We start from the raw sequence: 13,511 nt of genomic DNA, 5'->3' as shown, positions 1-13,511 counted from the left end.
ACGCCGCGTCGCGCCGCCAGGGCAGCGCCCGGTGGGTCAGACGGGCACCATCAACTGCCGTACGTGGCCGCTCAGCCCGTGGAACACCGACCTCGCCCCGGACCAGCCGCGTGACCGGTCCGGCGGCTCTGTCGCGTCGTCGCCGTCCATGGCGGGGGTGGCCAGGTCACCCAACGCGTCGAGCTGGAACAACGGCAGGTATTCGGCGATCCCGTCGTAGGTCTCGCAGAGCCGGTCCAACTGCTCCAGGTCGGCCGGTTGCGGGTCGCGGGAGTGCCGCTCGTACCACTGTTCGACGCCGTACCGGAACGCCTCGATCAGCCGCCGCAGCACCATCGACGTACCCAGGGCCCGCTGCACGTCCCGGGAGCGTAGCCGCGACCGCAGCGGTGCCCCACCCTCCTCGGTCGACCGCCCCGTCCCGGACCGTGGCGGGGTGAACGCGTCCTGCAGGTGACGCTCGAAGCCGGTGAGCTGATCGAGCGCCTGGATCGCCTCGACGAAGACGCGGGTCACCCGGCCCGGCAACGGCGACACGACGCCGGTCGCCGGCCCGCGCCGGACCGTGGAGCCGGCGTCGAGCCGCGAACCTCTGAGGTCCTCGTGCAGCTCACCGCGCATCTCGTCGAGCTGGTATGACAACCGTTCGATGGACCGCTGGGTGTTGCTCTGTTGACGCTGGATGCGCTCGACCCGCTGCCGTACCGAGGTCAGCGCGTCCGCGCCGACCACCTGCTCCAGCCGGCGCATCAACGCCTTGACGCTGCCCGACAGGTCCTCGGCGAACGTCTGCGGGTCGTAGACGATCGGCTCCAGGCTGAACGTGGCCGCGAGTTCCGCGGCGTGGTCCGCCGGCAGGTGCCCGACGACGACCAGGATGACCTCACTGTCCGGCACCGCCGCCCGGATCGCCACCACCCGGCGATTCAGCTCGTCGACCTCCTCGGCCTTGAGCACCGACTCGGACAGCAGCACGCAGCAGCCGGCGTCCTGCTCGTCCAGCGGCACCCAGAAGTCGACCGGCAGGTCCCGCATCGACCCCACCAGATGGTCCCGCTGGTACGACCAACCGTCCTGGGTGAGCACCCGCCGCACGTCCGCGCCGACATCCTGCCGGCTGGCCAGGTCGAACTGCACCCGGATCGCCTCGCGGACCATCTGGTGGGTCACCGGCGTACGCGCCAGTGCCGCCCGCTGGTAGAGGTGGTAGCAGAGCCGGATCGTCCGGCGCGGCACCCCGTCGGCCAGATTGGTGAGGTATTCGGTGGTCTCCTCCGTGAACGGCGCGAGCCGGGCCTGGCCGAACGCCCGCAGCTGGCTTCGCCGGATGAACTCCTGGACGTCCGCCGCGCTCAACGCCGACATCCGCACGATCGGCCCGATCCGCTGCCGCACGTCCGGACTGAGTAGATGGAGCATGTCGGGCAGCCCGGCGATGACCAGGAACGCCCCGGCCGACCCGAAGACCCCGATCATCCGCGCGAAGCGGGCCATGATCTCGTCACCGGGCCGCCCGGCCGCCGAGAGGATCTTGTCCAGCTCGTCGAGCACCAGGACGAAGCGTTCGTGCCGGCGCCCGTGCAGCAGGGCGAGCACGCCCATCGTCTCCACCGCGCCGGACTCCACGTCCGCCCGCGCGGTGACCCCGGCGGCCACCAGCGCCGGCCCGGGTGGATAGCCCATCAACCAGTCCCAGGCCATCGCCTCGGTGGCGGGATCGAGCAGCATCGCCAGGACCGTGCCGAAGGACGGGTCGGCGGTGACCTCGGCCAGCTCCTCGCGTAACCGCCCGGCGAGCAGCCGGTCGGCCGGCTCCCGGTCGCCGTCGCGCGCCGTGGGCGGGGCGGGCGACTCCGCCCGCCGCTCCGCGACGAGGGCACGAACCGCGTCGCGGGACAGCCGGCCCAGGAACCGGCGGCTCAACGACAGGAACGTGTCGGCCGGCGCGTCGAGGTAGACGGCCCTCCCGGCCGGATGGTCGGCCCGTCGGGCATGAGCCAGCAACTCGACCGCGAGATGGGTCTTGCCGGTGCCGTAGTCGCCGACCACAGCGACCGTCCCGCCGTCCCCGGTGCGCAGATAGTTGTCGAGGTGAGCGAGCGCGTCGCGGATGGCGACCGTGACCACCGTGATGGCGTCCGCGCCGTCCTCGCTCACGCGGGCGACGGCCGTGGCGGAGAACGGATTGACCGGACCGACCGCCGGTGGTCCGAGTACGTCCATCTTCCTGATCCTCCGGTAGCTCCGGTCTGGGCACCAGGCATTCCCGTACCGCGGTCCGCTCCGTTCGTACGCCGGCTTCGGGCCGTCTTCAAATCGTAGCCGTACGTAGCGAACGAGGCGGACCCTCGCCGGCCATCGGCTCGGGCTCACCTGCGAAAAGAGCCGATCGGTCAGGTGCGCCGAGCACCATCGCGATCGACTACGTCCAATACCATAAGGCTCATGGTCGCAACCTGGTGGCCGCGGCGTCGATCCCGGTGCCCCGGCGTGGTCGGCGCGTGTCCCGACGGCCCCGCCGGCACGAGAGCCGCTCGATGACGCAACCCCTCGCCGGCTTCGTCCGCCCGACCACGCGCTGGCTGCGGATCGTGTTCGGAGTCATCGGCCTGCTCTCTCTGGTGCTCGGCTACCTCGGGTTCGAACACCTGATGCGGGTCCGACCGGAGAGCCTCCACGACCGGTACGACGTGCTCTACTACGACCTCCAACTCTTCGTCCTCGGCGCCGAACCGTTCCAGGAGGCCGGCCCCTACCCGTGGCAGTTGCAGGTCGCCCGCTTCACCGCCCCGCTGTTCACCCTGCTCGCCGTCGCCGAGGCCAGCCGGCTGCTGCTGGCGGCCGAGATCCGCCGCCTGCGCGCCCGACGGGCCCGCGGCCACGCCCTGGTCTGTGGTGACTCCCAGTTCGCCCAGATGCTCGCCGACCGGCTCTTCGCCGACGGTGAACGGGTCGTCGTGGTGCGCTCCGAACCGTTCGGCCCACTGGAGTACCGCCAACGCCGCTACCTCGGCGTCGTCGGCGACCCGACCAGCGCCGAGGTGCTGCGCGGCGCCGGCCTGCCCATGGCCCGCACCATCTACGCCTGCACCGGAAACGACGACCGCAACCACGCCATCGCCAACGCCGCCAGCCGACTGATCCAGGACCGGCGGCAGACGCCCCGGGTCTACGTCCAGGTCCACGACCCCGAGATGTGCCTGTCGCTGCAGGCGCGGCGGCTCGGCGCCGCCGGATCCAGCCGGCTGCGGCTCGACTACTTCCACGTCGACGACATCGCCGCCCGCGCGCTGCACCGGCACCACCCGCTGCGCGGCCCCGCCGCCGGCCGGCCGGCGCGGGTCCTTATCGCCGGCACCGGCGCCTTCCGCCGCGCCCTGCTGGTGGAGACCGCTCGGCACTGGCGCGAGAGCCGGGCCGACCCGCATACCGGCGAGCCGGTCCCACCCCTGCACGTGGACCTCGTGGCGCCCGACGCCGGCACCGAACTCGCCCTGGCCGCCGCCCGTTACCCCTTCCTGGCCACCGTCTGCCGACTCGCCGCGTACGACGTCGACCTCGACGGGCTCACCGGTCTGCCGCAACTGGCCGCCGGCGGCTACGACCGGATCTATCTCTGCGCCCCGGACGAGCGCAAGGGGCTGCAGTTCGTGCTGGACACACCCGCGCTCTGGCGGGGAGCGGAGACCGCCGTCTTCGTGCCGGTCTACCGGCAGGCGGCGCTCGCCGCGGCCTTCCACGGCGACTCCCGCCACGACCTGCTCGACGAGGTGCACGGCAAGCTGCGCCTCTATCCGGTGCTCACCCATGCCTGCGACGCCCGACTGATCGCCGAGGACCTCACGGAACGGCTGGCCCAGCAGATCCACGACCGGTATCTGCACGCCCAGCGGCGGGCCGGGGTACGCCTCGGTGAGGCGCCCGCGATGGTGGACTGGTCGGGTCTGCCCGAGTCACTGCGGCAGGCCAACCGCGCCCACGTCCAGGACATCGCCGCCAAGCTGTTGGATCTCGGCTGCGTCGTGGCACCCCGGCACGGCGGCACCGGCGACGCCTCGGCCGCCGGGCAGGCCATCGACGACCGGATCGACGAACTCGCCCGACTGGAACACGAGCGGTGGTGCCGAGAACGGCAGGGGGAGGGCTGGACGTACGGCGAGCCGCGCGACGACGTCCGGCGGCGGCATCCCGCGCTGCGACCCTGGCCCGAGCTGGCCCCCGACGTCCAGGAACAGAACCGCGAGGAGATCCGGGCGCTGCCCGACGTGCTGTCCGACAGTGGGTTCGAGCTGATCCGGCTGGCACCCGCCGTGCCGGCGCAGCGGAGAGGACCGGCCGATGGGGCCTGACCCCGCGCCGCTGCGCGTCGGCATCACCGGGCACATCCACCTGACCCCGGCGACCGAGCGGCTCGTCGCCGATGCCCTCCGCGTCGAGCTGCGGCGGATCAGCGACCGACCGGTGCACGGCGTGACCTGTCTGGCGGCCGGCGCCGACCAGCTCTTCGCGCGCGCGGTCCTGGCCACCGGTGGCACGTACGAGGTGATCCTGCCGGCCCCGGACTACCGGTCCGTGGCGGTCGGAGCGGACAGTCGGGCTGCCTTCGACGAACTGCTCCAGCGTGCCACCCGGGTCGTCCACACCGGGCACCGGCGCTCCGGCACCGCCGCCTACGTGGCCGCCAACCGGGAGCTGCTCCGCCGGGTTCAGCGACTCGTGGCGGTCTGGGACGGCGAACCCGGGCACCACGCCGCGGCGACGGACCGCACCGTCGACGAGGCGCGGCGGCGCGGCATTCCGACCACGATCCTGTGGCCCACCGGTGCGCGGCGAGCGCCCACGCAGGAATGAGTGCCCCGCCGAGGCGGCCGAGCCTCACGCGCCGCCGATCCGCGGACGCTGATGGTCGGTCAGCCGGAATCCGACACCGCGTACGGCGTCGATGGTGACGCCGGTGCCGAGCTTGGTGAGCTTGCGCCGTAGTCGCTTCACCAGGGACTGCACGTCCGCCTTGCGTTGCCGTCCCTCGTCACGCCAGACCGACCGGTGCAGCTCGGCGTAGCTCCAGGCCCGGACCGGCTCGGTGGTCAGGCAGGTCAGCAGGTCGTGCTCAAGTCGGGTGAGACCGACCTCCCGGTCCCCGCAGCGGGCGGTGGACCGGACAGAGTCGATCAGCAGGACCTCGTCAGGTGCCGGCGGCGGGGCGGGTGCGGGCGCCGGTGTGGACGGCGTCGCTGCGGGTTGCTTCGGAGCCGCGATCAGTTTGCGCAGCTCATCGAGGTCGGCCACCAGCAGCAGCGGCGCGACGCCGTCGAGGAGTTCCGCGAGCCGGATCCGCTCGGCCGGTGACGGCGTCACCGCTATCAACAGTGGAAAGAGGTTCTCGACCGGAGCCGACTCGTCCGGCACAGCGCTCTCGTCGTACTCGACCACAGCCCCCACCCCGAAACGATGGGCAATTTCCGCCCAACCTCGTCCTGGCCGTGACAGTAATTGTCAATCTTGCCGCGAACTAGGCAACCGTTAGTGACAAGTTGCTCACGTCCTGTCCTTGATCGTCCTTTCCGCTAGATCATAGTGTCCAACCGGGCAGCCGGCGTGACCCGCACGGCGGCCCCGGGGCACGGGGGGTTCGTTCGTTCCGGCGTGATCCACACGGGAAGGATCTCCTGCACCCTTCGCCATGGCTCGATCAACTGCGGGTCGTTCTGGAGGAGGCAGCAGCGATGCTGAGACGTCCACATTCGAGGCGCGTAGCCAGATCTCTGGTGAGCGCAGGCGCGGCTCTGGCCCTCGCCGCGACAGCCCTGGTCGCCGCCAGCACCGGCGCCCAGGCCGGCACGGGAACAGGCGCGGCATCCCCCTCGGACAAGATTCGCCCGGACCTGGCGAAGCAGTTGCAGGCCAAGAACGAGGGCGACTTCTGGATCCACTTCAAGGACAAGGCGGACCTGAGCAAGGCCAGTGCGATCAAGGACTGGACCAAGCGAGGCACCGCGGTCGCCGAGGCGTTGCAGAAGACCGCCGCGGCGAGCCAGGCCAAGATCAAGGCCGAGCTCGACAGCTCCGGCGTGAAGTACCAGACCTTCTGGGCGACCAACGCCATCAAGGTCAGCGGCGGCTCCTCGACGATGGTGCAGAACTTCGCCGCGCACGCCGAGGTCGACGGCCTGTACGCCCCGATCGAGTACAAGGTGCCCGAGGTCACCGAGGGCACCAACGAGAAGACGGTGAACGCCCTCGAGTGGGGCATCGCGAACATCAAGGCCGACCAGGTCTGGTCCCAGTACGGGGTCAAGGGCGCCGGCATCACGGTGGCGAACATCGACACCGGGGTCCAGTTCGACCACCCGGCCCTGGTGAGCTCCTACCGCGGCAACAACGGCGACGGCACGTTCGACCACAACTACAACTGGTACAACGCCGCCGGGACCTGCGCCGCCGCCCCCTGCGACAGCAACGGCCACGGCACCCACACCATGGGCACGATGGCCGGCTCCGACGGGGCCAACCAGATCGGCGTCGCGCCCGAGGTCAAGTGGATCGCGGCGAACGGCTGCTGCCCCAGCGACGCCGCGCTGATCTCCTCCGGCCAGTGGATGCTGCAGCCCCGGGACCTCAACGGTCAGAACCCGGACGCGAGCAAGCGGCCGAACATCATCAACAACTCGTGGGGTACCACGCTGCCCTCCAACGAACCGTTCATGGAGGACGTGACCAACGCCTGGACCGCCTCGGGCATCTTCGGCGCCTGGTCCAACGGCAACAACGGTCCGGGCTGCCAGACCAGCGGCTCGCCGGGCAGCCTGACCAGCAACTACTCCGCCGGCGCGTACGACATCAACAACAACATCGCCAGCTTCTCCTCCCGTGGAGCTGGACAGGGCGGAACGATCAAGCCGAACATCGCCGCACCCGGCGTGAACGTCCGGTCGAGCGTTCCGGGCAGCAGCTACGCCAGCTACAACGGCACCTCGATGGCCTCCCCGCACCTCGCGGGCGCGGTCGCGCTGCTGTGGTCGGCGGCGCCGTCGCTGGTCGGTGACATCACCGCCACCCGCGCGCTGCTCAACACCAGTGCGGTCGACAAGGCCGACACCCAGTGCGGCGGCACCGCGGCGAACAACAACGTCTACGGCGAGGGCCGGCTGGACGTCCTCGCGCTGCTCAACGCGGCCCCGATCGGCGACACCGGCACCCTGGCCGGCACCGTCACGGACGCGGCCACCGGTGCCCCGATCGCGGGTGCCACGGTGGCCCTGACCGGTGGGGCCGACCGCCAGCTGACCACCGGGAGCGACGGCAAGTACTCGTCCCTCCTGCCGGCTGGTGACTACCAGGTCGCCGTCTCGGCCTTCGCCTACCAGAGCAAGACGGTGTCGGCGAAGATCACCAAGGACGCGACGACGACGACCAACGTCGCGCTGTCGGCGGTGCCCAGCGTCACCGTCAGTGGTTCGGTCACCGACGGCTCCGGACACGGCTGGCCGCTGTACGCGAAGGTGAGCGTCGAGGGCCCGTCGGGTGTGTCCGACTACACCACGCCCGCCGACGGCCGTTACAGCTTCAAGCTCCCGGCCGGGGCGACGTACAGCGTGAAGGTCGAGCCGCAGTACCCGGGCTACCAGACGGTGACCAAGGACGTCGTGGTCGGCTCGGGCAACGTCACCCACAACGTGGCCGTTCCGGTGGTCGCCAACTCGTGCACCGCGGCGCCCGGCTACCGGTGGGGCTCCGACGGGGTGTACGAGACCTTCGACGGCGCCACGGTGCCGGCCGGCTGGTCCGTGGTGGACGGGCTCGGCAACGGCCAGGTCTGGCAGTTCAACGACCCGGGCAACCGGGGCAACCTGACCGGCGGCACCGGTAACTTCGCGATCGTCGACAGCGACAAGTACGGCAGCGGCCAGCGGCAGGACACCTCGCTCGTCAGCCCGGTCGTCGACCTGACCAACGTCGCGGCGCCGGTGATCCGGTTCAACCAGGACTTCCGGCAGCTGAGCGCCAACCGCGGGGCGGTCGACCTCAGCCTCGACGGCGGCACCACCTGGACCAACGTCCTCCTGCAGTCGGCCAACGCCCGCGGGCCGCTGGTCACCGAGATCAAGATCCCGCAGGCGGCCGGCAACGCGCAGACCCGGGTGCGGTTCCGCTACTACGACGCCGCCTGGGCGTGGTGGTGGCAGGTCGACAACGTGCTGATCGGCAGCCAGGTCACCTGCCAGCCGGTCGACGGTGGTCTGGTGATCGGCCACGTGCAGGACAAGAACGACAACAGCTACGTCAACGGCGCGACCGTCACCAGCGACGACCGGCCGGCGGAGAAGACCACCTCGGTGGCGACGCCGGACGACACCAAGCTGCCCGACGGCTTCTTCTGGATGTTCTCGTCGCTGACCGGTTCGCACAAGTTCACCGCCAACGCCGGCAAGTACGTCGGCCAGAGCAAGCAGGTCAACGTCGCGACCGACTGGGTGACCAGCACGAGCTTCCAGCTCGCGGCCGGCCAGCTGTCGATCAAGCCGGCCGAGGTGGTCGGCTCCGCGAAGATGCCCGACGGCAAGGTCAGCAAGAGCTTCACGGTGACCAACACCGGCGGGGCTCCGGTCGACGTGGAGTTCAGTGAGCGGGACGGCGGCTTCGTGCTCCAGCGGGCCGACGGCTCCCAGCTGAGCAAGCAGCAGCTGCTCGCCGCCAGCGGCGCACCGGAGCAGCGGCTCAACGTCCCGACGTCGTTCGCCGCGCAGACGTCCGGCAAGTCGGCCACGGCGGCCTCCGCCGCGACCGGCCCGCACGCCGCGCCCTGGACGGACATCGCCAACTACCCGGCCAAGGTGATGGACAACCGGGTGGTGAACCTCGACGGCAAGGTCTACTCGATCGCTGGTGGCGACGGGACGGCCTCCACCGCGAAGAACTACGTCTACGACCCGATCGCGCAGAACTGGGCGCCGATCGCCGATCTTCCGGGCGCGCGTAACGCCGTGACGGTGGGCGTCGCGGACGGGAAGATCATCGTGACCGGTGGCTGGGGCGCGTCCGGGCCCGACGGCACCACCTGGTCGTACGACCCGGCGGCCAACAGCTGGACGAAGAAGGCCAACAACCCCGCGCCGCGCTCCGCGGCCGGCCAGGCGGTCGTCGACGGCAAGCTGTACGCCGTCGGCGGGTGCACGACGTCGTCCTGCACGCCGATGTCGAACTCCGTCGTCCGGTACGACCCGGGCAGCGACGCCTGGGAGACGCTGCCCAACTACCCGAAGTCGGTGGCGTTCCTGTCCTGCGGCGGGATCGACGGTGTCGTCTACTGCACCGGCGGTAACGACGGTTCCGTGGCGCAGAAGGCGGGCTACGCCTTCGACCCGGGGGCCAACACCTGGAAGGCCATCGCCGACGCGCCGGCCGACAACTGGGCCAGCTCGTTCGCCGTCGCGAGCGGCAAGCTCCTGGTCGTCGGTGGCGTGCAGGGCGGGGCCATCACCAACGCCGGCTTCGCGTACGACCCGGCCAGCAACTCGTGGTCGAACCTGCCGAACGCCAACACCGCCCGCTACCGTGGCGGCGCGGCCTGCGGCTTCTACAAGGTCGGTGGCTCGTCGGGCAGCTTCGACGCCCAGGCGGAGAGCGAGGCGCTGCCCGGGTTCGAGCAGTGCGCCGAGGCCTCGGCGGACGTCAGCTGGATGACGATCGACAAGACGTCGGCCACGCTGGCGCCGGGTCAGAAGGTCACGGTCAACGTCACGATGACGGCGAACGTCGACCAGCCGGGTGCGTACAGCGCCTCGATCGCGATCAAGCAGAACACGCCGTACACGGTGCAGCCGGTGCCGGTGACGATGACCGCGAACCCGCCGAACACCTGGAGCAAGCTGATGGGCACGGTCACCGGGACGAGCTGCCAGGGTGCCAAGGCGCCGCTGGTTGGCGCGGTCGTCCAGGTCGACTCGTGGACGAGTTCGTACACGTTCGCCACCGACGCCGACGGCAAGTACGCCTACTGGATGGACCGTCGCAACAACCCGCTGACGATCATCGTCGCCAAGGACGGCTGGAAGCCCCAGACCCGTCAGGCGAAGCTGGTCAGCGGCACGCCCACGGTGGAGGACTTCGCGCTCTCCCCGATCAAGTGCTGACGATCTGACCGACAGATGAAGGATCCGGCCCGCCTGGTCATCGACCAGGCGGGCCGGATCGCGTGGCGCGGTGGGTCGACCGGGCGGCGACGGTCAGGCGGTGGCCAGGCGGAAGCCGACCCCACGGACCGCGTGGATCGTCGCCGAGGCGTCCAGCCGGGCGAGCTTGCGCCGTACCCGGCGCACCACCGAGTGCATGTCGGAGCCGCGGCCCAGGTGTCGGTTGCCCCAGACGGTCAGGTGCAGCCGCTCGTAGGTCCACACCTGTCCGGGTGTGCCGACCAGGCAGCGCAGGAAGTCGTGCTCCAGCGGGGTCAGTTCGATCTCCCGGTCCAGCCAGCGCAGCACCCGTCGGTCGGAGTCGACGCTCAGTTCGGGCGGCGTGCCGACGCCCGCTGGGGCCTCGGGGGCCGCGGCCTCGACGGGTGGTGCGGGGGTGGCCCGGGACGCCCCGGGCGCGCCGAGAAACTGTCGGGCCTGGTCGACGCTCGACACGATCAGGATGGCCGCCGCCCCGGCGAGCAGTTGTGCGAGCCGCCTGCGTTCGTCCGGCGAGGACGCAATGCCGATGACCAGGGATGCGGTCGGAATTCCGCTCATTCTCCGCCCTCTTCCGGTTACGCCTGTTCCAGGGGCATTTCTCCGCGGCGTCGAGCACTTGGCCAACTGGTCCTGGCCAGGTCGAAGCTGGTGCGGGCGCCTGCGAATGGTCAGCACGTGACTGGTCCGATGCGAACCAGTGCGAAAACCGAATTTCCCGTCTACTCGGATTGTTCGGGTGTGCGGCCTTTGGTGGAGTCGCCGGTTCAAGTCGTTGTGAGGCATCTCTTCCGGCGGCCACCGGACCGCTTCTTGAATTGGTATACTATTGTACATCGATGTAACTGGTATATCAAGATTCGGTCGTTACAGTCCCGGGTCGGCCATGTTGCGCCCGTGAGTCGTGAATGGGCCTGACCTCACCCGGCGTACCCGCACCACCCGATCCCACCGCCACGCGCGCCGCCCCGACCGTCGCCGGCCCCGGCACGGCTCATCCCAGCCGGGCCGCCGCCAGTCCGGCCAGGCCGCGCACCCGGTCTGGCTCCGGCGGGTACGCCCGGACCGTGGTCACCACATCCCCGACCCGGACGACGGCGATGTAGCCGAGATGCTCGGCGCCGGCCGAACTCGTCCGTAGCCGCACCAGGTCCTGCCGGACGAGCAGGGACTCGTCGCCGGCGAAGCCGGTCTCCACGATGGCGAACCGCTCCACGGTCGGCGTCGCCGTCGTGGGCTCCGGCTGCCCGCACCGGTCGATGACGGCGCGGACGTCGGCCAGGTTGTCGTGCCCCCAGCCGGCGGTGTACCGCTCGACGATCTGCGACACGCTGGTGACGCCACCGGATGCCCCGTCCATCCGGTAGGCGACCGTCTCCAGGGCCTTCTGATGTGGCAGCGAGGGGAGCGGACCGGACCGGTAGCCCGGACACATGCCGTCCCAGAATCCCCAGTACCAGCGATCCCGGTTCTCCAGCTGTTCCGCCTCGAAGCGCCGCCAGTCACCGGGGCCGAGGTCCTGTGCCTGGAGCAGCGGGGTGGCGGGCACGGGTGCGGACGGGCCGGCCGGCGCCGAGGAGCTGTCGGTGGACGCCGCCGACCGGGTCGGGACGGCCGACGCGGGCGGCACGGCCGACGCGGTCGACGCGGCCGGGGCGGAGAGAACACCGGGACGTGACCCGGGCAGGCCCGCGCCGAGCACTCCGGCGACCGCCGCGACGGTGAGCACGCCGGCTCCCGCCGCGAGAACCTGGCGGTGGCTCCGGCGCCGGCCGCGCCGGCGTACCTGTTCGGCGGGCGCGAAGACGGCCGGCGGCGGCGTCCCACGCAGCGTGGTGAACAGCGCGTCAAGCTCGTCAGACATGGCTCGTCTCCTCCAGGTCGACGCCGAGCAGGCCGGCGAGGGCACGCCGACCGCGTGCCAGCCGGGCCTTGACCGTGCCCTCGGGCGTGCCCGTCTCCCGGGCGACCTCGGCCACCGGCAGGTCGCAGAGGTGATGCAGCACGATGGCGGTCCGTTGCTCGACCGGCAGGCGGGCGAGCGCGGCGAGGAGCGCGACCCGGTTCGGGTCGGGACCTGGTATCTCTCCTGGTGGACCGGACCGGCGGTGGGCGATCAGCCGGTTGCGGGCCCGCCGCCACCGGCTCACCGCGATCCGCCGGGCCACGGTGCGTACCCACGCCTCGGGCGCCTCGTACGTGGTCACCGTCGACCACCGCTGCCACGCCCGGGCGTAGGCCTCGTGCAGCACGTCCTGCGCCTCGGCGGCGTCACCGGTCAGGGCGTGCAGGAAGTCGAAGAGCCGCTGCCGGGTGGCCCGGTAGAAGGCGTCGAAGGACGTCGCCTCGTCGCTGTCGGCTGGCGACGAGCCGACGTCGGCGTACGGCATCGTGGCAACCCCCGTGGCATCTCGTCGAGCCGAACTGGCGGCCGCGTCCGGCCTGACATGCTAGAAGATGTCCGGTTGGTCGCCCCGACGGGCCTCCCGTGCCGCCGCGAGGCCGGCGTGGCCTCTCGGTCGTACCGGGTCAGGAGAAGTGGGTACGCGGCCGCGCCAGCCGCTCCCCGTCCACGACCAGGTCGACCTTCTCGTTGTAGAAGGCGACCAGCCCGGCGATCGGCAGCAGCGCGGCGGTGGGGAAGCTGTACGACCAGGCCAGGTCCGGGTGCTGCGTGCCGTCGCCGCGTACCGACCAGTAGTTGGTGGTCCGGCCCTTGTAGGGGCAGGCGGTCGTGGTGTCCGACGGCACCAGGTGCCGGAAGTCCACGTCGGTGCGGTCGAGGTAGTAGCGGGTCGGCAGGCCGGTCTCGAAGACCAGCACCGGCGACGTCGACTCGGCCAGCACCGTCCCGTCCAGCTCCACCCGGACGCCGCGCGAGGAACGCAGCGCGTCCACCCGGGCGTACGGATTCCGGGGATGGACGAAAACCTCCTCGTCCTCCTCGAACCAGCCGTCGAGCGCGGCCCAGTCGAACCGGATCGTGTCCGCCAGCCCGGGCAGCGCGTCGTCGCCGTACCACCGCGCGCAGCCGGCCCGGATGGTGTCGCCGACCCGCAGCCCGTGCAGCCGGGCGGTGCCGCGCCGCGACGGCTCCGTACGCTCTTCGTCAACCAGCAGGTCATGGCGCACGTCCGCGCTCGGGAGGTAGTACTGCGGGTAGAACGGCCACTCCCACACGTACCGGGCCCGGGTGCTGTCCAGCACCGGCTCGCCGGCGAGGAACGCGCGGACCCGGCGGGGCACCGGCTCGATGTGGTCGACGGGGGTGATCGCCTTCGGATAGTCCGGCACCAGATCCTCCACTGCTGGCTCGGGTCGCTACCGGTGCAACGATCG

Annotated in this window: 9 protein-coding genes; 3 read left to right on the top strand and 6 right to left on the bottom strand. The window is 71.1% G+C overall.

The window, feature by feature from the left end; translation table 11 throughout:
• Nucleotides 1–36: 36 nt before the first annotated feature.
• Nucleotides 37–2,223 (bottom strand): AAA family ATPase, encoded by a 2,187-nt coding sequence (locus GA0070604_RS16750; protein ID WP_091118784.1) that lies wholly within the window; start codon nt 2,221–2,223, stop codon nt 37–39.
• 314 nt (nt 2,224–2,537) lie between these two features.
• Between GA0070604_RS16750 and GA0070604_RS16745 the strand changes: the two genes are divergently transcribed.
• Both GA0070604_RS16745 and GA0070604_RS16740 read left to right on the top strand, forming a co-directional pair.
• Nucleotides 2,538–4,349, top strand: coding sequence for a RyR domain-containing protein (locus GA0070604_RS16745; RefSeq protein ID WP_091118783.1), 1,812 nt, complete (start codon nt 2,538–2,540; stop codon nt 4,347–4,349).
• Entirely contained in the window at nt 4,339–4,851 is a 513-nt protein-coding gene (locus GA0070604_RS16740; protein WP_167363491.1) for a hypothetical protein, read from the top strand. The genes GA0070604_RS16745 and GA0070604_RS16740 overlap by 11 nt, the downstream gene beginning before the upstream one ends.
• A gap of 24 nt (nt 4,852–4,875) precedes the next feature.
• Here GA0070604_RS16740 and GA0070604_RS16735 read toward each other — a convergent pair whose 3' ends face one another.
• Nucleotides 4,876–5,442 carry a winged helix-turn-helix domain-containing protein gene (locus GA0070604_RS16735; protein WP_091118782.1) on the bottom strand — a complete coding sequence of 189 codons (567 nt, stop codon included), beginning with the start codon at nt 5,440–5,442 and terminating at the stop codon, nt 4,876–4,878.
• 326 nt (nt 5,443–5,768) lie between these two features.
• Between GA0070604_RS16735 and GA0070604_RS16730 the strand changes: the two genes are divergently transcribed.
• On the top strand, nt 5,769–10,133 hold the full coding sequence (locus GA0070604_RS16730) for a S8 family serine peptidase (RefSeq protein ID WP_244161948.1): 4,365 nt from the start codon (nt 5,769–5,771) through the stop codon (nt 10,131–10,133).
• A gap of 93 nt (nt 10,134–10,226) precedes the next feature.
• Here GA0070604_RS16730 and GA0070604_RS16725 read toward each other — a convergent pair whose 3' ends face one another.
• The 4 genes from GA0070604_RS16725 to GA0070604_RS16710 all read right to left on the bottom strand — a co-directional run bounded on the left by GA0070604_RS16725 (nt 10,227) and on the right by GA0070604_RS16710 (nt 13,466).
• The gene (locus GA0070604_RS16725; RefSeq protein ID WP_091118780.1) at nt 10,227–10,733 is read right to left on the bottom strand and encodes a winged helix-turn-helix domain-containing protein; all 507 of its coding nucleotides are present in this window, start codon (nt 10,731–10,733) and stop codon (nt 10,227–10,229) included.
• A gap of 433 nt (nt 10,734–11,166) precedes the next feature.
• The gene (locus tag GA0070604_RS16720; protein ID WP_091118779.1) at nt 11,167–12,036 is read right to left on the bottom strand and encodes a hypothetical protein; all 870 of its coding nucleotides are present in this window, start codon (nt 12,034–12,036) and stop codon (nt 11,167–11,169) included.
• Complete coding sequence (locus GA0070604_RS16715; RefSeq protein ID WP_091118778.1) at nt 12,029–12,562, bottom strand: SigE family RNA polymerase sigma factor; 534 nt, start codon at nt 12,560–12,562, stop codon at nt 12,029–12,031. The genes GA0070604_RS16720 and GA0070604_RS16715 overlap by 8 nt, the downstream gene beginning before the upstream one ends.
• A gap of 139 nt (nt 12,563–12,701) precedes the next feature.
• Nucleotides 12,702–13,466 (bottom strand): DUF427 domain-containing protein, encoded by a 765-nt coding sequence (locus GA0070604_RS16710; protein WP_091127194.1) that lies wholly within the window; start codon nt 13,464–13,466, stop codon nt 12,702–12,704.
• Nucleotides 13,467–13,511: the final 45 nt, after the last annotated feature.

Source organism: Micromonospora eburnea (genome assembly GCF_900090225.1).
In the GTDB taxonomy this organism is placed as follows: Bacteria; Actinomycetota; Actinomycetes; order Mycobacteriales; family Micromonosporaceae; genus Micromonospora; species Micromonospora eburnea.
This window is presented reverse-complemented; position numbering and strand designations above follow the sequence as displayed.

Excerpts from the sequence above, each read along its gene's own strand:
- GA0070604_RS16750 (WP_091118784.1), bottom strand. The coding sequence starts at position 2,223 with ATGGACGTACTCGGACCACCGGCGGTCGGTCCGGTCAATCCGTTCTCC.
- GA0070604_RS16745 (WP_091118783.1), top strand. The coding sequence starts at position 2,538 with ATGACGCAACCCCTCGCCGGCTTCGTCCGCCCGACCACGCGCTGGCTG.
- GA0070604_RS16740 (WP_167363491.1), top strand. The coding sequence starts at position 4,339 with ATGGGGCCTGACCCCGCGCCGCTGCGCGTCGGCATCACCGGGCACATC.
- GA0070604_RS16725 (WP_091118780.1), bottom strand. The coding sequence starts at position 10,733 with ATGAGCGGAATTCCGACCGCATCCCTGGTCATCGGCATTGCGTCCTCG.
- GA0070604_RS16720 (WP_091118779.1), bottom strand. The coding sequence starts at position 12,036 with ATGTCTGACGAGCTTGACGCGCTGTTCACCACGCTGCGTGGGACGCCG.
- GA0070604_RS16715 (WP_091118778.1), bottom strand. The coding sequence starts at position 12,562 with ATGCCGTACGCCGACGTCGGCTCGTCGCCAGCCGACAGCGACGAGGCG.